Annotated in this window: 20 protein-coding genes; 12 read left to right on the top strand and 8 right to left on the bottom strand. The window is 68.0% G+C overall.

Going from position 1 to position 21,416, the window contains the following annotated elements; all coding sequences use genetic code 11:
- Positions 1–65 precede the first annotated feature (65 nt).
- The gene (locus BO226_RS02190; RefSeq protein ID WP_083543567.1) at positions 66–704 is read left to right on the top strand and encodes a helix-turn-helix domain-containing protein; all 639 of its coding nucleotides are present in this window, start codon (positions 66–68) and stop codon (positions 702–704) included.
- Complete coding sequence (locus BO226_RS02185) at positions 688–1,896, top strand: tyrosine-type recombinase/integrase (protein ID WP_071934523.1); 1,209 nt, start codon at positions 688–690, stop codon at positions 1,894–1,896. Before BO226_RS02190 ends, BO226_RS02185 begins: the two co-directional genes overlap by 17 nt.
- On the opposite strand, the gene ychF is transcribed toward BO226_RS02185, so the two are convergent.
- Together ychF and BO226_RS02175 are read right to left on the bottom strand one after the other, a co-directional pair.
- Positions 1,893–2,972, bottom strand: coding sequence for a redox-regulated ATPase YchF (gene ychF / locus BO226_RS02180; protein WP_016693933.1), 1,080 nt, complete (start codon positions 2,970–2,972; stop codon positions 1,893–1,895). The two genes, BO226_RS02185 and ychF, sit on opposite strands and share 4 nt — an antisense overlap.
- Positions 2,973–3,008: 36 nt before the next feature.
- Positions 3,009–3,446, bottom strand: coding sequence for a hypothetical protein (locus BO226_RS02175; RefSeq protein WP_083543721.1), 438 nt, complete (start codon positions 3,444–3,446; stop codon positions 3,009–3,011).
- A 172-nt stretch (positions 3,447–3,618) separates the two neighbouring features.
- Here BO226_RS02175 and BO226_RS02170 point away from each other — a divergent pair, with 172 nt between their 5' ends.
- The gene (locus BO226_RS02170) at positions 3,619–4,836 is read left to right on the top strand and encodes an AI-2E family transporter (RefSeq protein WP_232238035.1); all 1,218 of its coding nucleotides are present in this window, start codon (positions 3,619–3,621) and stop codon (positions 4,834–4,836) included.
- A gap of 7 nt (positions 4,837–4,843) precedes the next feature.
- Here BO226_RS02170 and BO226_RS02165 read toward each other — a convergent pair whose 3' ends face one another.
- On the bottom strand, positions 4,844–7,822 hold the full coding sequence (locus BO226_RS02165) for an AAA family ATPase (RefSeq protein ID WP_071936327.1): 2,979 nt from the start codon (positions 7,820–7,822) through the stop codon (positions 4,844–4,846).
- Positions 7,819–8,997: an exonuclease SbcCD subunit D gene (locus BO226_RS02160; protein WP_006553912.1), complete on the bottom strand. Its 1,179-nt coding sequence runs from the start codon at positions 8,995–8,997 to the stop codon at positions 7,819–7,821. Before BO226_RS02160 ends, BO226_RS02165 begins: the two co-directional genes overlap by 4 nt.
- A gap of 77 nt (positions 8,998–9,074) precedes the next feature.
- Here BO226_RS02160 and BO226_RS02155 point away from each other — a divergent pair, with 77 nt between their 5' ends.
- Positions 9,075–10,238 (top strand): DNA recombination protein RmuC, encoded by a 1,164-nt coding sequence (locus tag BO226_RS02155; protein WP_071934521.1) that lies wholly within the window; start codon positions 9,075–9,077, stop codon positions 10,236–10,238.
- 54 nt (positions 10,239–10,292) lie between these two features.
- Positions 10,293–11,162: a DUF6542 domain-containing protein gene (locus tag BO226_RS02150; protein ID WP_019288719.1), complete on the top strand. Its 870-nt coding sequence runs from the start codon at positions 10,293–10,295 to the stop codon at positions 11,160–11,162.
- Positions 11,163–11,240: 78 nt separating this feature from the next.
- Here BO226_RS02150 and BO226_RS02145 read toward each other — a convergent pair whose 3' ends face one another.
- On the bottom strand, positions 11,241–12,239 hold the full coding sequence (locus BO226_RS02145; protein WP_006553909.1) for a 4-hydroxy-3-methylbut-2-enyl diphosphate reductase: 999 nt from the start codon (positions 12,237–12,239) through the stop codon (positions 11,241–11,243).
- 99 nt (positions 12,240–12,338) lie between these two features.
- Between BO226_RS02145 and BO226_RS02140 the strand changes: the two genes are divergently transcribed.
- The 3 genes from BO226_RS02140 to BO226_RS02130 are packed head-to-tail and all read left to right on the top strand — an operon-like array spanning position 12,339 to position 14,565.
- A complete protein-coding gene (locus BO226_RS02140; protein WP_071934520.1) occupies positions 12,339–13,043 on the top strand; it encodes a lipid droplet-associated protein in 705 nt (234 codons plus the stop codon).
- The gene (gene xseA / locus BO226_RS02135) at positions 13,040–14,305 is read left to right on the top strand and encodes an exodeoxyribonuclease VII large subunit (protein WP_033097245.1); all 1,266 of its coding nucleotides are present in this window, start codon (positions 13,040–13,042) and stop codon (positions 14,303–14,305) included. Before BO226_RS02140 ends, xseA begins: the two co-directional genes overlap by 4 nt.
- Positions 14,302–14,565, top strand: coding sequence for an exodeoxyribonuclease VII small subunit (locus tag BO226_RS02130; RefSeq protein ID WP_033097244.1), 264 nt, complete (start codon positions 14,302–14,304; stop codon positions 14,563–14,565). The genes xseA and BO226_RS02130 overlap by 4 nt, the downstream gene beginning before the upstream one ends.
- 44 nt (positions 14,566–14,609) lie before the next feature.
- Here BO226_RS02130 and BO226_RS02125 read toward each other — a convergent pair whose 3' ends face one another.
- The gene (locus BO226_RS02125) at positions 14,610–15,179 is read right to left on the bottom strand and encodes a DUF4245 domain-containing protein (protein ID WP_024103281.1); all 570 of its coding nucleotides are present in this window, start codon (positions 15,177–15,179) and stop codon (positions 14,610–14,612) included.
- Positions 15,180–15,362: 183 nt separating this feature from the next.
- Here BO226_RS02125 and glpX point away from each other — a divergent pair, with 183 nt between their 5' ends.
- Together glpX and BO226_RS02115 are read left to right on the top strand one after the other, a co-directional pair.
- Positions 15,363–16,397 (top strand): class II fructose-bisphosphatase, encoded by a 1,035-nt coding sequence (gene glpX / locus BO226_RS02120; protein WP_006553904.1) that lies wholly within the window; start codon positions 15,363–15,365, stop codon positions 16,395–16,397.
- Between the two features lie 149 nt (positions 16,398–16,546).
- Complete coding sequence (locus BO226_RS02115) at positions 16,547–17,962, top strand: class II fumarate hydratase (RefSeq protein ID WP_006553903.1); 1,416 nt, start codon at positions 16,547–16,549, stop codon at positions 17,960–17,962.
- A gap of 124 nt (positions 17,963–18,086) precedes the next feature.
- On the opposite strand, the gene BO226_RS02110 is transcribed toward BO226_RS02115, so the two are convergent.
- A complete protein-coding gene (locus BO226_RS02110; RefSeq protein ID WP_232238033.1) occupies positions 18,087–18,677 on the bottom strand; it encodes an LGFP repeat-containing protein in 591 nt (196 codons plus the stop codon).
- A 160-nt stretch (positions 18,678–18,837) separates the two neighbouring features.
- Between BO226_RS02110 and BO226_RS02105 the strand changes: the two genes are divergently transcribed.
- Positions 18,838–19,260: a limonene-1,2-epoxide hydrolase family protein gene (locus BO226_RS02105; RefSeq protein ID WP_071934519.1), complete on the top strand. Its 423-nt coding sequence runs from the start codon at positions 18,838–18,840 to the stop codon at positions 19,258–19,260.
- A 91-nt stretch (positions 19,261–19,351) separates the two neighbouring features.
- A complete protein-coding gene (locus tag BO226_RS02100) occupies positions 19,352–19,780 on the top strand; it encodes a carboxymuconolactone decarboxylase family protein (RefSeq protein WP_019288724.1) in 429 nt (142 codons plus the stop codon).
- 54 nt (positions 19,781–19,834) lie between these two features.
- On the opposite strand, the gene BO226_RS02095 is transcribed toward BO226_RS02100, so the two are convergent.
- A complete protein-coding gene (locus BO226_RS02095; protein WP_198040601.1) occupies positions 19,835–21,199 on the bottom strand; it encodes a PhoH family protein in 1,365 nt (454 codons plus the stop codon).
- Positions 21,200–21,416 lie beyond the last annotated feature (217 nt).

The following is a 21,416-nucleotide window of genomic DNA, read 5'->3' as shown; positions in this document are numbered from 1 at the left end:
CCTATACGAGAAGTACACCACCCTTGGGCCTGTTGGCAACCTTCAGCGGGTGCTAGCTTTCCCGTATGGGAAGTGAAGACGTTGGGATGACTCCCGAACAGGTGTTCGGTACTCGGGTGCGGATCGAGCGCGAAACCCGCGGATGGAGCCAGGCGGAACTTGCCGCCAAACTCGAAGGCGAAGGGTTAAAACTCCATCCCTCAGCGATCGCCAAGATTGAACTACGGAACGCTGAAAAACCCCGGGCCATCCGGCTAGATGAAGCGGCGGCACTGTCTTCCTTGTTCGAGGTCCCATTAGACGAACTTTTAGGCAGGAACAAAACACGTGATCAAAAGGCGGCAATTGAACGCGTCACTTCAACCGGAGTAAAAACACTCAGAGGAATATCGGATTCGATCGGAGAGCTTGAGGAGTCGGTCAAAGCCCTTGACGTTAACCCTGATTCACTTCGGCGGGATGCAACACTTGCAGAGAACGGCCTCTTGGATCTGTCCCCTGAAGGACAAATCGTTTTGATGAGGTCAATGCTTATTCACAATGCACTCCGCGAACTCCACCGAGTAGTTCAACCAGTAAGTGACCAAATAGGGAGGCTTGTGCGATATGGATATATGCCAGCGGAGGAAGTTCGTCAGGAATACGCAGAGTTCTCTAAGCAGGTGTTGAAGTTGGAGTCCCAGCCTGATGGCTCCGAAACGTAATCGGCGTGCCGGCGTCGAAGATCGCTGGTACAAGACCATCTACGACGAGCAGAAACAACCGCAGCGCGTCGAATCTTCGAACCACGGCAAGGGGAAGCGCTGGCGTGCACGGTACGTCGACGATGACGGCCGGGAACACGTGCGCGGATTCACCCGAAAGACAGACGCTCAACAGTGGCTCGATGAGGTGACGGCAGCTCAAGTCACTGGAACCTACATCGACCCCGCGAAAGGCAAAGTCACCTTCGCATCGTTTTACCGCGAGTGGTCCACACGGCAGGTGTGGGTGACGGGAACCGCGCAAGCAATGAACCTCGCAGCGAACAGCGTCATCTTCTCGGACGTGGCACTCGCAGACCTGCGTCCGTCTCATATCGAGAAGTGGGTGCGGTCGATGGTCGACGCGGACCTGCAGCCGTCGACGATCAAGACCCGCTTCAACAACGTGCGGTCCGTTCTGCGAGCTGCAGTGCGTGACCGGATGCTCGCTCACGACCCGTCGCAGAACGTGGCACTCCCCCGAGTTCGTCGCACCGAGGCGGCGATGGTCATACCGACACCCAGGGAAGTCGGCGCCCTACTCCGTGGATCCGACGACGACTTCCGAGCATTCGTCGGACTCTGCGCGTTCGCTGGTCTACGGCTCGGGGAAGCTGCAGCCCTCCAAGTCAGGGACATCGATTTCTTACGACGGGAGATCCAGGTTCGCCGACAGGTGCAGAAGGCCAATGGACACGCGGTCGAGATCCGTGGACCGAAGTACGGGTCCGAACGAATCATCCCGGCCCCGCAAGGGTTGCTCGATCTGCTGTCGGCGCACAGCGCGCATTGGCGCGTCGGAACCAACCCTGAGCGGTGGATGTTCCCCGGCAGAGGCGAGCATCCGTGGCACCAGAACAGTGTCGGCTACCGCTGGCGCAAGACACGAGAAAGTGCAGGCGCAAGAGATCTACGCCTGCACGATCTACGGCACTTCTATGCGTCTGGGCTAATCGCAGCGGGCTGCGACGTGGTGACCGTGCAACGTGCCCTTGGGCATCACTCCGCGGCGGTCACGCTGACTACATACTCGCATCTGTGGCCGGATGCTTCCGACCGGACCCGTAAAGCTGCGGACGGGCTCTTCGCGGAGGCTACTGCGGACGCACTGCGGACTGAGGACGATAAAACACCCATTAACCAGGGTGTTTAGACGTTGAAGCGGAACTCCACCACGTCGCCGTCGGCCATGACGTAGTCCTTGCCCTCCATGCGGACCTTGCCCTTGGCCTTCGCCTCGGCCATCGAACCGGCCGCGTCGAGGTCGGCGAACGAGACGATCTCGGCCTTGATGAAGCCGCGCTCGAAGTCGGTGTGGATCACGCCGGCCGCCTTGGGGGCGGTGTCGCCCTTGCGGATGGTCCAGGCACGCGATTCCTTCGGACCCGCCGTCAGGTAGGTCTGCAGACCGAGGGTGTGGAAACCGGCGCGCGCGAGCTGCTTCAGACCGGCCTCGGTCTGGCCGATGGATTCGAGCAGCTCCATCGCCTCGTCCTCGTCGAGCTCGAGGAGCTCGGACTCGACCTTGGCGTCGAGGAAGACGGCGTCGGCCGGTGCGACGGCCTTGCGCAGCTCCTCCTTGCGCTCCTCGTTGGTGAGGACGGCCTCGTCGGCGTTGAAGACGTACAGGAACGGCTTGGCGGTGAGCAGGTGCAGGTCGCGCAGCAGCTCGCCCTTCACCTCCGCCTGGGCGGAGAAGATGGTGCGGCCGTCCTCGAGGATCGCCTGAGCCTTCTTCGTCTCCTCCAGCTGAGCGACGAGTTCCTTGTTCTTCCGGGACTCCTTCTCGAGCCGCGGCAGCGCTCGCTCGATCGTCTCCAGGTCGGCGAGGATCAGCTCGGTCGCGATGACCTCGATGTCGGCCATCGGGTCGACCTTGCCCTCGACGTGGACCACGTCGGGATCGTCGAACACGCGCACGACCTGACAGATGGCGTCCGCCTCACGGATGTTGGCGAGGAACTTGTTGCCCATGCCCTCACCGGCGGAGGCCCCCTTGACGATGCCGGCGATGTCGACGAACGACACCGTGGCCGGGAGGATGCGCTCGGAACCGAAGATCTCGGCGAGCCGGTTCAGTCGCGGATCGGGCAGTTCGACGACGCCGACATTGGGCTCGATGGTGGCGAACGGATAGTTCGCTGCCAGCACATCGTTCTTGGTCAGCGCATTGAACAGCGTCGACTTGCCGACGTTGGGAAGACCGACGATTCCGAGGGTAAGGCTCACGGAATCGGTATTCTACGCGGCCGTCCGCCGCTCATTTCACCCGCACGCCACCCGCACCAGTTGTGCGATGCGCGCTGCCTGGTCCCCGTCGGGCACGGTCGATCCGTTGGCCGCGACTTCCTGAACCTTCGCGTTCACTTCCTGGTCGGATGCACCATCGTCGATGAGAGGGCAGGTCTCGGTGACGATGGACTCGATGTCCTGCGTCTCCCGGTCGGCCGACAGCTGCGGGTAACCGGTGCGGAAGGCCGCGACGAAGACATCGAGCTTCGCCTTGTCGAAGATGTCGCCGGCCCGCTCGGCCGCGCTGGACGCGACGCTCTGCACCGACGAGATGGCGCCCTCTGCCTGCTCCTGAACGCTCGTGACCGCGACATCCGCCGAGGAGCGCACGTCCTCGTCGCTGGGAGTGTCGTCGGAGCTGCACGCGGTGAGCGCGAAGGCGGCGGCGATCGCCACAGTCGCAGCGGACACACGCAGGAGTCGGGTCGTGCTCGTTCGGTTCGTCACGTTTCGAGAATGCCACGGCAGGGGACCCTTCAGCGCCGTTTCCGGCGTGTCGTCCGGACCACGCGCGGCGCTCGGTGACCGTAGATTGGCGACTGTCGATCGGTATCGAGCTCGATACATGTCGGAAGGACCGTCGTTGACCGAATCGAAGACCGCGCCCAGCGGAAACAGCAGTGGGAAGCCGTCGGCTGAACCCGACCGCGGAAGCCTGCTGGGCACGGGCGGAATCTGGCTCGCCAAGTGGTCGGCCTGCCTGGTCGTCATCGCCGCCGGTGCGGTGGTGATCGGCTGGATCATCGAGAAGATGTGGGTGATCGTGCTGCCGGTCGCCCTCGCGATCGTCGTCTCCACGATCCTGTGGCCGCCCACCCGCTTCATGACCAAACGCGGCGTTCCTCCGGCTGCTGCGGCCGGCCTGACCCTCGTGATGTTCTTCGCGATCGTCGGCGGCATCATCGCCGGCATCGTCCCGTCGGTGGTCTCCCAGATGCCCGACCTGGCCAACAAGGCCACCGAAGGCATCAACACCGTGCAGGAGTGGGTGAAGGGACCCCCGATCAACCTGCGCGACGAGCAACTCGACAATGCCGTCCACGCCGTGGTCGAACGAGTGCAGGGCAGTGCTGCCACCATCGCGGGCGGTGTCTTCTCCGGTGTCAGCACGGCGGGCTCACTGCTCGTCACGCTCGCTCTCGTCCTCGTGCTGACGTTCTTCTTCATCAAGGACGGTCCGCGCTTCCTCCCGTGGCTGCACCGTGTGAGCGGTGGCCGCGCCGGACGTCACCTCGAAGCGGTACTCGGCCGCATGTGGGACACGCTGGGCGGGTTCATCCGCACGCAGGCCCTGGTGAGCTTCATCGACGCCCTCTTCATCGGTATCGGCCTGCTGATCCTCGGAGTCCCGCTCGCACCCGTCCTGGCGATCCTCACCTTCATCGGCGGGTTCATTCCCATCGTCGGTGCGTTCGTCGCGGGTGCGTTGGCAGTCCTCGTGGCGCTGGTCGCCAACGGTTTCACGACCGCGATCATCGTGCTGGTCCTCATCATCGCGGTGCAGCAGATCGAGGGGAACGTGCTGCAACCGGTGCTGCAGTCGCGGTCGATGAACCTGCACGCGGCCGTGGTGCTGCTCGCGGTGACGGCCGGCTCGTCGCTGTTCGGGATCGTCGGTGCGTTCCTGGCGGTGCCGGTCGCGGCGGTGGCCGCGGTGGTCATCCGCTACATCGGCGAACAGATCGACGAGCGCGCCAGTGAAGGCGAGGACGACGAGACGAAGGCACTCCCGGCTCCGGGCGACACCTCGGTGCCCGATCCGAAGCCGGCCTCTCCGGCACCGGCCGCCTCCGAGGACTGAGGGGCGGTCAGCTCGCGACGCGGACGGTCGATCCCGAGCGGCCACGGATGACGTGCAGCCTGCTCGGGATCCGCTGCCGCATCTCGTCGACGTGACTGACCACGCCCACCACGCGGCCTCCCGCGCGCAGTTCGTCGAGCACCCCCATGACCGCTTCGAGGGCGTCGGCGTCGAGTGAACCGAACCCTTCGTCGATGAACATCGTGTCGAGCACGAGCCCGCCGGCCTCGGCGGCGACGACGTCGGCGAGGCCGAGGGCAAGGGCGAGGGACGCCTGGAAGGACTCGCCGCCCGACAGTGTCTTCGTCGATCGCACGGCGCCGGTGTACTCGTCGTGGATGTCGAGACCGAGACCGCCGCGACGCCCCCTGCTTTCGGCCGCGTCGGAGTGCACGAACTCGTAGCGACCGCCGGACATCCTGCGCAGGCGTTCGGAGGCGGCGTCGGCGACCTCCTCGAGTCGCGCCGCGAGCACGTACGAGCGCAACGACATCTTCTTGGCGTTCGACCCCATTCCGGCGACGACGTCGGCGAGCGCGGAGAGTTCGGCGTGTTCGTCGAGCAGCGGGACGAGTTCGGCGCAGGCACGCTCGAGTCGCCGGGAGTAGTTCTCGATGTCGAGGTGCCGGCGCTCGGCCTCGGTGGCCGCGCTCAGGGCGGCCTCGACCGCCGCGGCACCGTCGTCCACCGCTGCGCGCGCGGCCGTCACGTCAGCGACCTCGTCGCCGGTGAGGGCCGCGATCGCCGGGTCGTTCAGCGTGGAGGTAGCCACCGCGCGTTCGTCGTCGGCGGCGCGCAGGACGCGGTCGATCTCGGCGAGCCGCTCGGGTGTCCGGACAGCTGCGCGGGCGCTGTCGAGGTCGGTGAAGCCCGCCTCCGCGGCTGCGGTGCGGGCGTCGGCGGCGCGTTCGTCGGCGGCCGTGCGCGCCTGCAGGGCGGCGGTGCGGGCGTCGAGCAGCGCGGTGGCGGCGGCGGACAGTGCCGCGACCGTCCTCCGTCGCGGGGCGAGCAGGTCGAGGTCGCCGACGGCCTCGACGATGCGCTCGCGGATCTCCGTGATCTCGGCCGCGCGGACCGCGTCCTCGCGGGCGAGTTCGGACAGTTCGGCGTCGAGCCGCTTCTCCTGTTCGGCCAGCACCGTGTCGAGTTTGCGCAGGTCCTCGACCGTCGCGCGCAGATGGTCGAGCCGACCGGCGACGGTGGCGGCCTCGTTGTGGGCGCGGACCGCCTCGGCGTGGGCGGTGGTGAGTTCGGCGAGTTCGGCGTCGCCGCAACGCTGTCGGAGGACGGCGACGATCCCGGAGAGTTCGGTGACGGCCTCGCGTGCTTCGCTCAGCGCGGTGGCGGCGCGTTGCTCGGCGGCGTGGGCGCGTTCCTCGTCTGCCTTCGTCGCAGTGTCGGGAGCCGGGCGCGCGGGCTCGGGATGTTCGGTGGAACCGCAGACCATGCACGGTTCGCCGTCGGTGAGACGCGCGGCGAGTTCGGCTGCCATTCCGTCGATCCGGCGCTGCCGGACGTCGAGGTGCGCGTCGCGTGCGTGGTTGTGTTCGGAGTGCAGTTGCAGTACCCGGGCTTCGAGCCGTTCGAGTTCGTTTCGGCGCGAAGCGAGTTCGGTGGCGGCGTCGAGCGCGTCGGCGGCACGGTCGCGTGCGGTGGACAGGCCGAGGAGCATCGCGGCTGCGCGTTCGGCCTCGGCGACCGCATCAGCAGCGGCGGTCGATCGTTCGGGCAGCGCGGCGCGCTCGTCGATCACCTGCCGACGCTCGTCGGTGAGGGCACGGCGACGTCCGGCGAACTTCTCGCGTTCGTTCTCGAGCTCGGTGAGACGACGACGGCGATCGAGTAGGACGTCGAGTCGCGCTGCCTCCGAGGACCATTCCTCGCATCGAGGTCGGATGATGTCGCGGTCGGCGGCGGACGACATCGGCCCGACAGCCTGGAGGAGTTCGCGTCCTTCGTCGTCGTTGCGGAGCGGCGCGGCGGCCGTCTCGGCGCGCGCCACGGCGGCATCGGCCTCGCGCGCGAGGCGGGCGGCCTCCCGATCGACGACCGCGACGCTCACCGCGCGATGCGCGGCGTCGCGTTCGGCTGTCACGGCGACGCGCTGCGTCTGCGTCTGCTCGAGTTCGGCAAGGATGTTCAGGGCGTCGCGGCGGCGGCGGAGTCGGTCGGCGAGAGCGACGGTCTCGTCGAGCCTGCGCCGGTTGACCTCGTCGACGGCGCGGACTCGTGCAAGCGCTGCGGCGGCGTCGTCGCGGCTCTCGGCGGCCTCGGCGAGCAGGCGGCCCGCCCATTCCACCGGATCGGCGTCGGCTCCCGCCTCGATCCCGGCCGACGCGGCCACCTTCGCCGCGAGCACTTCGACCTTCTTCTGTTGCTCGGCAAGCAGTTTCGTTCCGGCACCGCGCCGATCGCGGAACCACTGCTCGACGTCGCCGAAACGGGTGGTGTCGAACAGACGCTCGAGCAGCCTGCCGCGCTCCTCGCTGTTCGCACGCAGGAACCGGGCGAAGTCGCCCTGCGGAAGGAGCACCACCTGGAAGAACTGTTCGGCGCTCATCCCGAGCAACGACTTGACGACGTCGCCGATCTCCTGGGCGCGGGACAGGTTCTCCCCCGACCCGTCGAGCCAGGTGAGATTCGCCTTGGCCTGCTGCTTGATCGTGCCGGTGCCGCGCTTCTTCGGGCGTTCGAACTCGGGGCTGCGTTCGATGGCCAGACGGCGACCCGCGATGGTCGCCTCGAGCCGGACCGTCGGCACAGCACCCACCCGTGCGTGGTCGGACAGCAACCGGCGCCCCTCGGAGCGAGCACCGGGGACGGTGCCGTAGAGCGCGAACGCGACCGCGTCGAGGATCGACGTCTTGCCCGCGCCCGTCTGCCCGTGCAGTAGGAACAACCCATCGGCGCCGAGCTCGTCGAAGTCGATCTCGACGGTGTCGGCGAACGGACCGAAGGCCGTGATCTCGAGGTGGTGCAGTCTCATGCCGGCACGTCCGTCCGCCACTGCGTGTCGGTCTCGTCGCCGATGCCACGACGACGGTCGACCTCCCTCAACGCTTCGTCGATCCAGCCGCGCTCGCGTTCGGACGGCTCGGAACGCACATCGGTGAGGAACGACGCGGCGATGTCGCGATCACTGCGCCCGCGCACCTTGTCGCGGTAGCTGCCCTCCGTGGACCCGGCCGGTCGCTGCCATTCGACGTGCACGGCGTACGGGAACCGCTCCTGCAGGCGACGCATGGCGTCGAGCGGGCGGATCGCGTCGGTCAGCACCGCGGAGACGTAGTGCTCCTCGACGGCGGCATGCGCCGGATCGGCGAGCAGATCGTCCAGTTCGCCTTCGAGACGAGTCAATTCGCGGATCACCGGGAGATCGACCCGCTCGACGGACGCCGCACCCGAGGCGTCGAGGTCGACGACGAAGACCGCCTTGCGGTGCGAGCGCTCGCCGAAGGAGTACGGCAACGGCGATCCCGAGTACCGGACCGTCTCGCTCACCGTCTGCGGGGAATGCAGGTGACCGAGCGCGACGTAGTCGACACCGTCGAACGACGACGCGGCGACCGTCTCGACCCCGCCGACGGAGATGGACCGCTCGGAGTCGCTGGGCTCGCCACCGACGACGAAGGCGTGCGCCAGGACGACCGTGCGGCCGTGCCGATCCGCGACATCGGCGCGCACGCGTTCCATCGCCGCGTCGAGGATCTGCTGGTGCGAACGGGCCTCGGGCACGCCGAGCTCGGCGCGGGTGATCTCGGGTTCGAGATACGGGATGCCGTAGAAGCGGACCGGGCCGTGCTCGTCGTGCAGGACGACAGGGCTGTCGATCTGAGATACGCGGGTGATCAGGTGCAGACCCCCGTGCGCGGCGAAGGCAGCGCCGGCACCGAGCCGGACCGGCGAGTCGTGGTTGCCGGAGGTGGCGACGATGATCGCCCCTGCCTCACGGATGGCCTCGAGGCCGGCGTTGCACACGGCGACCGCGTCGGAACTCGGGATCGACCGGTCGTACACGTCGCCCGGCACGACCACCACGTCGATCCGGCGTTCGGCCACCAGATCGGCGATGGCCCGCAGCGCACGCGCCTGGTCGGCGAGCAGGTCGACACCGTGGAAGGTGCGGCCGATGTGCCAGTCGGAGGTGTGCAGGATCCGCATGGGACAGACGGTAGAGGAGAGGACCGACATCCCCGGATGTCGGGTGGATGTCGCATCGATGAGGCATCATCCGCCACATGACAGCACTCACGGCACTCGGCCTGCTCGTCGCGCTCGGTCTCGGGGTGGTGCTCGGCTGGCTGTTGCGGGCCACCCGCGACGGCGAACGCGCAGCCCGTGCCGAGGCGCAGCTGGCAGCCCTGCGGGACAACGAGGAGCAGCTGCGTCAGTCGCTGGCAGCGGTGAGCGAGGATGCCGCGCGCCGGCAGTCCGGTGCCATCGGCGACCAGGTCTCGCGGCTCGTCGGCCCGTTGAACGAGGCCGTCGGAGCGCTGGCCCGGCAGGTCGAACACGTCGAACGCAACCGCGTGCACGCCTACGCCGGGCTGAGCGAGCAGGTCGAGGGCATGCACCGCGCGTCGCAGCTGCTGTCCACGCGGACCCAGCAGCTGGTCACCGCGCTGCGCGCGCCGCAGATCCGCGGACGATGGGGCGAGATCCAGCTCGAACGCGTCGTCGAGCTCGCCGGGATGGTCCGGCACTGCGACTTCGACACCCAGGTGAGCAAGGACGGGGTGCGCCCCGACCTGCTCGTCTACCTCGCCGGTGGCAAACAGATCGTCGTCGACGCGAAGGTGCCCTTCGCCGCCTATCTGGATGCCGCCGAGGCCGAGGAGCCCGACGAGCGCGACCGGCACCTCACGCGCCACGCACGCCAACTGCGCACCCACATCGACCAACTGGCGGCGAAGGCCTACTGGGAGTCGTTCGACCCGACGCCCGAGTTCGTCGTGTTGTTCGTCCCCGGCGATCCGTTCCTCGATGCCGCGCTCGGCGCCGATCCCGATCTGCTCGAGCACGCTTTCGCCCGGAACGTCATCCTCGCCACACCGACCACGCTCGTCACGTTGCTGCGCACGATCGCACACACCTGGCGGCAGGAGGCGCTCTCCCGCGACGCCGCGACCATCCACCGATTGGGCCGTGAACTGTACCAACGGCTCGGTGTGGTCGGTTCCCACCTCGATCGGCTCGGCAACCAGCTCGGCAAGGCCGTCGATTCGTTCAACATGACGGTCTCGTCGATGGACACCCGGGTGGGCGTGACGGCCCGCAAACTCCACGACCTGGAAATATTCGACGGTGAGGTGCCCGAGGTGCAGCGTGTCGACGCTTGGCCGCGACGCAGCACTCTGGCAGAAAGAGCAGTGGCGGACGGTCCTGTCGACGAAGCGAGCTGACATCGCCACGCTAATGTCTACGTTGTGTCTGCAACCCAACGTGCACGTTCGGCGGTGCCGCTCGACATGCGGTCGTTGGTGCCTACGGTGCCCGGTGTGCCCTGGTGGGGTGCCGTGGCGATCGCAGCCGGAACGACGCTTCTCGGGGTGCTGCTCGACAGCGCACGCGGGAACGAGCTGACCTCTGCGTTCACTGTCTTCTACGTGCTCGGCTGCGTCGCGGCCGTGGTGGCGGTGCGCTATCGCGGACTGTTCACGGCCATGGCCCAGCCGCCTCTGCTGCTGCTCCTCGCGGTGCCGATCGGTCAGGAGATCGTCTCCTCCGCCAGCACCGGCGGATTGAAGGATCTCGCGCTCAACGTCGCCTATCCGCTGGTGAACCGCTTCCCGGCGATGCTGGTGGCGACACTCCTGGCACTGGCCATCGGCGGTTTCCGGATCTTCGTGACCCGACAGAACACGGGAGTACGTGCCCGTGCGCCGCGAGAGCGGGCGAAGCCGCGGGCAGCGAAGACCGGAACCGCGAAGGACCGCCCCGCTCGCGCCGCGGGCGACCGGCCGACACGCGCTGCAAACGACCGGCCGACCAGGCGTGCGGGCCGGGGGCGACCGGCGACGGCCACCCCTGCGGATGCACGTCGCACCGCTTCGGGCCGCGGGACGCCGGCCGCGAAGGCGTCGGTCCGGGAGGTCGCCGACACCCGATCCCGTCGCCGCGTCCGTCCCGAATCCCCGACCGCCGAGCAGCCCGCTCCCCGGCGTACCCGCGCTCCCCGACCTGCGGACCCGGTGCAGCCGGAGGTCCGCGAGCCGCGGCGCCGTCCCGCACCCGAGCCGGACACCGGTCGACCGGCGCCCTCCCCCGCACCCACGCAGGGCTACGAGCCGCCGCGCGTGCGGTACCGCGACCGCTACGAGGACTGACCCACACGACGAAGACGACCGGTCACGTGCCGATTCACGGCGGTGACCGGTCGTCTTCGCTCTACGGAACTACCCGGTTCAGCGACGCGACGCGCGCAGTTCGCGCGGGAGAGCGAACACCAGGGTCTCGTTGGCGGTCGTCACCGACTGCACGTCGTGGAAACCGCGCTCGTCGAGGAACTGGACGACGCCCTGAACGAGGATCTCGGGGACCGACGCGCCGGAGGTGATGCCGACGGTCTCGACACCCTCGAGCCAGGCCGGATCGATCTCCTTGGCGTAGTCGACCAGGTGCGCTGCCCGGGCACCCGCACCGAGGGCGACCTCGACGAGCCGCACGGAGTTCGACGAGTTCCGCGACCCCACGACGATCACCAGATCGCACTCGGGCGCCATCGCCTTCACCGCGACCTGGCGGTTCTGCGTGGCGTAGCAGATGTCGTCGCTCGGCGGATCCTGCAGCTGCGGGAACTTCTGGCGCAGACGCTGCACGGTCTGCATCGTCTCGTCGACGCTCAGGGTGGTCTGGGACAGCCAGATGACCTTCGACGGATCGCGCACGGTCACCGAATCGACGGCGTCGGGACCGTCGACGAGCTGCACATGGTCGGGGGCCTCACCTGCGGTGCCCTCGACCTCCTCGTGGCCCTCGTGACCGATGAGCAGGATGTCGAAGTCGTCGCGGGCGAAGCGCTTGGCCTCCTGGTGGACCTTCGTCACCAGCGGGCAGGTCGCGTCGATGGTGCGCAGCTGCCGGGCAGCGGCCGATTCGTGGACCGCGGGCGACACACCGTGCGCCGAGAACACGAGCACGGCACCCTCGGGCACCTCGTCGGTCTCGTCGACGAACACCACGCCGCGGTCGGCGAGCGTGTCGACGACGTGGCGGTTGTGCACGATCTCCTTGCGGACGTAGATCGGCGCACCGTACTTGTCGAGCGCCTTCTCGACGGTCTCGACGGCGCGGTCGACGCCGGCGCAGTAGCCGCGCGGCTCGGCGAGCAGGACGCGCTTTCCGGAGGTGGAGAGACCGGCGGACCGTGTGATCCCGACTTCGAGAGGAACAGGCGCAGACATACCTCCAGAGTACGGGGCGCGTCGGAGTGTGGCTTTCCAGCTCGCAGCCGACGTGCTCCCCGGCTACCAATCACGCCGATCATCGGGCAGTCTTGGGGCATGATCCGTCCACCGTTCCTGGCACGGGTGGCTGCCGGCGTTGCTGTCACCGCGTACGAAGAGACCCTCAAGCTGCCGAGCACAGCCGTTTCGTTGCCGATGACGACGGTGAGCCAGATCCTGCAGACGACGATGCGAGTGCAGCAGATCATGACCTCGTTCGCCATCAAGGGCGACCAGTTCTTCGAGATCTTCGGAGCGGAGCCCGCCGAGACCGCACAGTGGGCGACCTTCGACGACGACGGCTCGACCCCTTCGGACGAGACCGCGACCTCGACGAACAGCGCCGCGAACGGCGCTCCCGGCCGGTTCGCCCTGTACTCGATCCCGCCGGCCACCGAAGCCGACGCACCCGTGGCCGAGCAGGCCGCACCGGTAAAGGCCGGCACCGCGACGACGAAGGGGCCCGCGAAGAAGACGGCAGCCGAGAAGTCTGCTCCGAAGAAGGCCGCCGCGAAGTCCGCAGACGCCGAGGTCACGAAGATCGGCGAGACCACGGACACGAAGGTCGCCTCCGACGATCGTTCCGAGATCGTCGAATACCTCGACTACGACTCGCTGACCCTCGCCCAACTGCGTGCCCGCCTGCGCGCACTGTCGGTGGACGAGCTCACAGCGGTGCTCGAATACGAGAATGCTCACGCCGCGCGTACTCCGTTCGTGACGATGCTGTCGAACCGGATCACGAGCGCGCGTAACAAGTGACGGCCGGACAGAACGCGGCACGCCCGAACTCCGCGGAGCAGCCCTGGCCCGTCCGCACCGTGGCGCAGAAGGTCGCCGGGTGGATCGACAAGCTCGGCACCATCTGGGTCGAAGGGCAGATCACGCAGATCAACGCCCGCCCCGGGACGCGGACGGCGTTTTTGACCCTGCGCGACCCGTCGGTGGACATGTCCCTGCAGGTGACCTGTTCACCCCAGTTGTTGCAGCAATCGGGGGTGCCGCTCACCGAGGGCAGCCGCGTGATCATGTTCGGGAAGATGACCTTCTGGCCCGGCCGCGGCAGTCTGGCGCTGCGAGTCACGGAGATCCGGGCCGTCGGTATCGGTGAACTGCTCGCGCGGCTCGAACGACTGCGTGCGTTGCTCGCGGCCGAGGGACTGTTCGACCCGCGGTTGAAGCGCCCCCTCCCCTTCCTGCCGCGCCGCGTCGGTCTGGTCACCAGCCGCGGCAGCGCGGCCGAACGCGACGTGCTGTCGGTCGCGCAGCGTCGCTGGCCGGCCGTGCAGTTCGACGTCCGCCACGCGACGGTGCAGGGCCCGACCGCGGTCACGCAACTCATCGACGCCATCGAAGCACTCGACAAGGACCCGGACGTCGACGTGATCGTCCTCGCCCGCGGCGGCGGCAGCGTCGAGGATCTGCTGCCCTTCTCCGACGAGGCGCTGTGCCGCGCGATCGCCGCGTGTACGACGCCCGTGGTCAGCGCGATCGGCCACGAGCCCGACAGTCCGCTCTGTGATCACGTCGCCGACCTGCGGGCCGCGACCCCGACCGACGCCGCGAAGCGCGTCGTACCCGATGCGGTTGCCGAACTCGATCTCGTCGACGAACTGAGAGCACGGTCGGCGGCGGCGCTGCGCAACTGGGTCCGGCGCGAGGAACACGTGATCGCACAGTTGCGCGACCGTCCCGTCCTGGCCGATCCATTCCGCGATCTCGACCGGCGGAACGAGGAGATCGAGCGGTTGCAGCACGCGGCACGACGCGACGTCACGCGATTGATCTCGTCGCAATCGTCGACGCTCGAACATCTGCGGGCACGGTTGGCGACCCTCGGGCCCGCGGCGACCCTGGCGCGTGGCTACGCCGTGGTCCAGCGGATCGTGCCGGGCAGCGCCCCCGAAGTGGTACGCACACTCGACGAGATGCCCATCGGCACCCAGCTGCGAGTGCGCGTGGCGGACGGCGCGGCCCGCGCCGCCGTCATGGGACACGAACGACAAGGAAGATCAGGACAGTGACGAACGCGGGAACCGACGACGCCAACGCCGATGTGCGGGAGTTCGGCTACGAGCGAGCTCGGGACGAACTCGTCAACGTCGTGAAGATGCTCGAGCAGGGCGGACTCGACCTCGACGACTCGTTGCAGCTGTGGGAGCGCGGCGAGGCACTCGCGCAGCGCTGCGAGGAACATCTCGCCGGCGCCCGCGAACGTGTCGAGCAGGCGCTCTCCCTCGCGGACGACGAGGACGAAGACGACGAGTACGAGGACGAGGACTGACCTCGACCGAGCTCACGATCAGGGCTCGGTCGCTCCGACCCGGATCAGGGTTCGAGGGGCTCGGCCCTGCCCGCGGCGGTGGCCAGGGTCGTGAACTCGGCCTCGTCGCCGGAGCCACCGATCAGGATGCGCACGTCGCCGAAGTCCGACACCCAGAGCGCTTCGACGCCCTCGCCGCCGTAGACCACCCAGTCGTGGCCCTCGACGGACCTGGTGTCGGTGGCGGTGCGGGCACCTCCGGCGACGAATCGCACCAGTTCGTCCTCACCGGCATCCGATTGGGTGAAGCGCACGTAGCGACCTGCAGGAGTGATGAAACCGACGGTGCTCGAATCGCCGCCCTGGTTACCGGAAACGATGCTGCGGCTACCGGAGTTGGGCTGCCAGTCCTCGGGCACCTCGGGGTGGCGGATCGGGAATCCGAGTTCCGCCGCGTCGTACTTCAGGCCGGCATCGATGTCGAAGCTCGGCACGGGACCCGCCGTGGGTCCGCCGGGCTTGAACTCGCACTGGCTGGCGATCGCCGCGATGAAGAGGATCAGCACGAGCAGCGGGATCAGCGACCACGCCATATCTCGACCGTCTTGCAGGATGCGAGGTTTCTTGGATGCCACCCGTCCAGTCTGACAGCTACGAAACGGGCAGGCTCAGGCCGGGCGGGTCCGACAGCCCACACCATCGGCCGTGATGAGACAATAGCCACGCGACACACACGGATCGTGCGGGCGCCCTCGGCGCCCGCTCCCTCTGCCGGCGCAACCCGCGTCGACCGAAAAGTCTCCAGGAGGCAGTAGCCCATGACGGCCAGCACCCCACGCCGCGAAGCTCCGGACCGCAACCTCGCGCTCGAACTGGTCCGCGTCACCGAAGCCGCGGCGATGGCGGCCGGCCGGTGGGTCGGACGCGGCGACAAGGAAGGTGGCGACGGCGCCGCCGTCGACGCGATGCGGCACATGGTCAGCTCCGTGTCGATGCAGGGTGTCGTCGTGATCGGTGAGGGCGAGAAGGACGAAGCGCCCATGCTGTACAACGGTGAGGAGGTCGGCAACGGCGACGGTCCGCTGTGCGACGTCGCGGTCGACCCCATCGACGGCACTACCCTCATGTCGAAGGGCGCTCCCGGCGCGATCGCGGTGCTCGCCGTGGCCGAGCGGGGCGCGATGTTCGATCCGTCCGCCGTGTTCTACATGGAGAAGATCGCCGTCGGTCCCGAGGCCGCCGACGTCATCGACATCACCGCCCCGATCGCGGAGAACATCCGCCGTGTCGCGAAGGCGAAGAACATCGCGCACGCCGACCTGACCGTGACGATCCTCGACCGTCCGCGCCACGCGCAGATCATCAGGGAGGTGCGCGAGGCGGGTGCCCGCATCCGTTTGATCTCCGACGGCGACGTCGCCGGCGCGATTGCCGCTGCACGTCCGGGTTCGGGTGTCGACATGCTGCTCGGCATCGGCGGTACCCCCGAGGGCATCATCGCCGCGGCCGCGATGCGCTGCATGGGTGGTGCGCTGCAGGGTCGCCTGGCACCGAAGGACGACGCCGAGCGCCAGAAGGCGATCGACGCCGGACACGATCTCGACCGTGTCCTCACCACCACCGATCTCGTCACCGGCGAGAACATCTTCTTCTGCGCGACCGGCGTCACCGACGGTGAGCTGCTCCGCGGCGTCCGCTACTCCGCCGGGGGCGCGGAGACGCAGTCGATCGTGATGCGCAGCAAGTCGGGCACGGTCCGCATGATCGAGGCGTACCACCGCCTGCAGAAGCTCAGCGAGTTCTCGTCCATCGACTTCCACGGTGTCGCCGGCTCCCCGCCGCCCATGCCCTGATCATCACTGCCCTGATCATCACTGCCCTGATCATCACTGCCCTGATCGTCACTGCCCTGATCGTCACCGATCCTTCCGAGGAGGGGCACTGCACCGAGTTCTGGTGCAGTGCCCCTCCTCGTTCGTTCCGGCGGCATAACGTGGAGGACATGACCGACACCGAACAGTCTTCTCAGCAGTTCCGTATCGAACGCGACACGATGGGCGAGGTCCAGGTTCCGGTCGACGCCTTGTGGCGCGCCCAGACGCAGCGCGCCGTGGAGAACTTCCCGATCTCGGGCCGTGGACTCGAACGCGCACAGATCCGCGCGCTGGGTCTGCTCAAGAGCGCCTGCGCCCGGGTGAACAAGGACCTGGGTCTGCTCGACCCCGACAAGGCCGACGCGATCGTCGCGGCCGCCGATGCCATCGCCGCGGGTGAGTACGACGACCAGTTCCCGATCGACGTCTTCCAGACCGGTTCGGGCACGAGCTCGAACATGAACACCAACGAGGTCATCGCGTCGCTCGCCGCGAAGGCCGGCGTCACGGTCCACCCCAACGACGACGTCAACATGTCGCAGTCGTCGAACGACACTTTCCCCACCGCGACGCATGTCGCCGCGACCGAGGCGACGGTGAAGGATCTGATCCCCGCCCTCGAGCACCTGCACGGTGCCCTCGCCGAGAAGGCGAAGGAGTGGCGCACGGTCGTCAAGTCGGGTCGTACGCACCTGATGGATGCGGTCCCGGTGACCCTGGGCCAGGAGTTCGGTGGTTACGCCCGCCAGATCGAGGCCGGGATCGAACGTCTCCGCGCGACCCTCCCCCGCCTCGGCGAACTGCCGATCGGCGGTACCGCGGTGGGCACGGGCCTCAACGCACCGGCGGATTTCGGGGCGCGTGTCGTGGCCGTGCTCGTCGAGACCACGGGGCTCGACGAGTTGCAGGGGGCCCGCAACAGTTTCGAGGCTCAGGCCGCGCGTGACGCTCTGGTCGAGGTGTCCGGGGCGCTGCGCACCGTTGCCGTGTCGCTGACGAAGATCGCCAACGACATCCGCTGGATGGGGTCCGGTCCGCTCACGGGTCTGGCCGAGATCCAGCTCCCCGATCTGCAGCCCGGTAGTTCGATCATGCCGGGCAAGGTCAATCCCGTTCTTCCCGAAGCGGTTACGCAGGTCGCCGCACAGGTGGTGGGCAACGACACCACTGTGGCGTGGAGCGGCGCCGCCGGGGCGTTCGAACTCAACGTCTACATCCCGGTGATGGCCCGCAACGTCCTCGAGTCGATTCGTTTGCTCGCCAACGTCTCCCGACTGTTCGCCGATCGCTGCATCACCGGGCTGGTCGCGAACGTCGAACATCTGCGCACACTGGCGGAGTCGTCGCCGTCGATCGTCACTCCCCTCAACTCCGCGATCGGATACGAGGAGGCGGCCGCCGTCGCCAAGGAGGCGCTGAAGGAGAAGAAGACGATCCGTCAGACCGTCGTGGACCGCGGCCTCGTCGGCGACCGCCTGAGCGAGGAGGAACTGGACCGCCGCCTCGACGTCCTGGCGATGACGCGGGTGGACGAGAAGTCCTGACCCGCAGGGTTCCGATCGACCTGTCTGCATCCGCTACGATTTTCGCCATCCGCTACAGCAATTGCTGTAGCGGATGGCGAAAACGTGAGCGGATAGCGAGGGCTCAGCGAGTCGGGGAGTCACCTCATTCCTGGACCACCTCGGTCCCGGCGCCGGGCGCCCACGTGATGTAACCGAACTGGAAGTTGCTTCGCGCACCGTCGGGGGTCTGTTCCTCGTCGGTGATCGGGAAGCCCAGGTCGCCACCGGCACCACCCGCGGCCTCCCAGGCCGTGCGGATCTCACCCCACACGATGTGGGAATCGGTGTCGGGGCTCCACGCGATGATGCCGCCCTCGAACTCCGCGACGTAACCGTCGCCGACTTCCTCCTGCTGGCCGGTCGCGGCGCCGAGCGGGCTGGACGCACCGCCGACCTCGGCGTACTTCTGCAGGATCGGCCCGCTGAGTTCGACCTGCTCGCCGTCCGGTCCCGGCACCGCACTGGACCGATCCGCCGCGGGCTCGTCGGCCTCGGGCGAATCGTCGCCCTGCGTGATCGATTCGACGGCGCTCTCCGCCCCGGATGCCACGCTCTCCGCGGCGGACTGGACCGCGCTGGTCGCGCTGCCCACCGTGTCCTCCGCGGATTGGTCGTCGCTGCAACCGGCGACCACCAGTCCGATCGCCGCTGCGGCCGCCACCAACGCTGCTCTGCGTCGGGGAATTCGATTCATCGGTTCACTCCTGTCACTGAGAGGACGGGTACCTGATTTCAGGGTGCCCGACTCCTCGGCGACACAACCCGGTTTCCGGTGATTCCGTGCCGTGCACCAATCCGCCCCACCCCAGGTCTCCTGCCGTTACCATGCGACGCAGCCGACGCCGAGGAGAACGATGAGCACACAGACCGCCACCGCGCAGGACGCCGTCGCCACGGTGACCGATTTCCTGGAGGCAACGGCCGCCGAGGACATCGACCGCGCCGCCTCGCTGATCACCGACGACATCGCGTGGCACAACACCTGGCTCCCCACCATCCGCGGCGGTTCCCGGGTCCGGAAGATCCTTGCCGGTCTCGCGCGACCTTCGGTGGGCTTCGGCGTCGTCGTCCACCACATCGCAGCCGAGGGCGACATCGTGCTCACCGAACGCACCGACATCCTGCGCTTGGGGCCGGTGAGCATCGAGTTCTGGGTGTGCGGCACCTTCGAACTGCGCGACGGGCGGATCGCCTTGTGGGACGACCACTTCGACGTCCTCACCTTCCTTCGTGGAACCGTCGTGGGCGTCCTGCGCGCCGTCCTGCGTCGCTCCTGACGCTCCTCGCCCTCACCGCTTCCCGAGGCTGCCCGCATAGAATCCGTTCGTCGCCGAACCGTTCGGCGACGGATCAGCAGGGAGCGATGACATGTCCGACGCCGAGCACACTCCGGGATTCACGACGGGTCTGGAGATCCGGCGCGAAGTGATGGGTGACGACTTCGTCGAGCGGGCGTTCGAGCGTTCCCGTGGCACCGACTCCGAGGCGATGCAGGAGTTCGTGACCGAGCACGCCTGGGGCGCCGTGTGGTCGCGCCCCGGCCTGGACCGCCGCAGCCGCAGCCTGCTCAACCTGGGCATGCTCATCGCGTTGCGTGCCGAGAACGAACTGCGCGGACACGTCCGCGGTGCCCTGCGCAACGGACTCGACCGCACGGAGATCGTCGAATCCGTCATCCACTGCTCGGCGTACTGCGGCGCTCCCGCCGGACTCGCTGCGATGCGCGTCGTCCAGGAAGTGCTCGAGACCGAACTCGGCCCTCTCCCCGAGGACACCGACACCTCCGACGAGGCCTGACGACGACGGCGCGTCCGGCATTGCCGGACGCGCCGTGTCGGCCGTGCCCGGGCGTCAGGCGCCCGGAGCGAACTCCTCGAGCATCTCCGTCACCAGCGCCGCGATCGGCGACCGCTCACTGCGGGTGAGCGTGATGTGCGCGAACAGCGGATGTCCCTTGAGCTTCTCGATGACCGCCGCGACACCGTCGTGCCGGCCGACACGCAGGTTGTCGCGCTGGGCGACGTCGTGGGTGAGCACGACGCGCGATCCCGCACCGAGCCGCGACAGGACGGTGAGCAGTACGTTGCGTTCGAGCGACTGTGCCTCGTCGACGACGACGAACGAATCGTGCAGCGACCGGCCGCGAATGTGCGTGAGCGGCAGCACTTCCAGCATTCCGCGGCTGAGCACCTCCTCGAGCACCGCCGGGCTGGCGAGTCCTTCGAGGGTGTCGAAGACCGCCTGCCCCCACGGATTCATCTTCTCGGCCTCGGTACCCGGCAGGTAGCCGAGTTCCTGCCCACCCACCGCGTAGAGCGGCCGGAAGACCACCACCTTGCGGTGGGTTCGTCTTTCCAGGACGGCCTCGAGTCCCGCCGTCAGTGCCAGCGCGGACTTTCCGGTTCCGGCCTTGCCGCCGAGGGAGACGATGCCGACGGATTCGTCGAGCAGCAGGTCGAGGGCGACGCGCTGTTCGGCGGAGCGCCCGTGCAGTCCGAACGCGTCCCGGTCGCCGCGGACGAGCTGCACCCGCTTGTCGGCGGTGACCCGGCCGAGCGCGCTGGAGGAGCCACCGAGAAGCCTGATCCCCGTGTGGCACGGCAGATCCCGCGCATCGTCGATGTCGACGATGCCCTCGGTGAACATCTCGTCGATGAGGGTCCGGTCGACCTCGAGTTCGGTCATGCCCGTCCATCCCGAGATCACCACGTCCTGGGCGTGGTACTCGTCGGCGTCGAGGCCGACGGCACCGGCCTTGACGCGCAACGGGATGTCCTTGCTGACGAGCACCACGTCGCGTCCCTCGGTGGCCAGGTTCAGGGCGCACGCGAGGATGCGGGAGTCGTTGGTGTCGGTGCGGAATCCCGCGGGCAGGACCATGGGGTCGGTGTGATTGAGCTCCACGTGGAGGGTGCCACCCTCGTCCCCGATAGGGATGGGCTGGTCGAGGCGTCCGTGCCGCTGCCGCAGGTCGTCGAGCAGGCGCAGCGATTCGCGAGCGAACCAGCCGAGTTCGTGGTGGTGCCGTTTCCCTTCGAGTTCGCCGATCACGACCAGCGGAAGGACGACTTCGTGCTCGGCGAACCTGGTGACCGCCCAAGGGTCGGAGAGCAACACTGAAGTGTCCAGCACGTAGGTGCGTACAGCGGATTCTTTCGCAGCGGCGGTACCGGAGGCGTGGCCGGAGCGGGTGGGGACGGAGCGTGTTGCGTTCACGTGGGGCTCCTCGGCCCGGACGGCACCGCCCGGACGTATTCGGTGGGCCGGTGGGTCCCCGGTGTCGTCACGACCACGGAGGCCCGGTGCCGGCCCCCTCGCTCGGACTGTGTCAGCCACACGATCAGGGACCTCCCGTGTAGACGGCACCTGCGCCGCCTACACCCCCGACGCTAACCCCGATACGGGCGATTCGCTCGATGGCGGAGGAAGCGTG

It is taken from the genome of Rhodococcus sp. 2G, from assembly GCF_001886355.1.
Lineage (GTDB): Bacteria > Actinomycetota > Actinomycetes > Mycobacteriales > Mycobacteriaceae > Rhodococcus > Rhodococcus pyridinivorans.
This window is presented reverse-complemented; position numbering and strand designations above follow the sequence as displayed.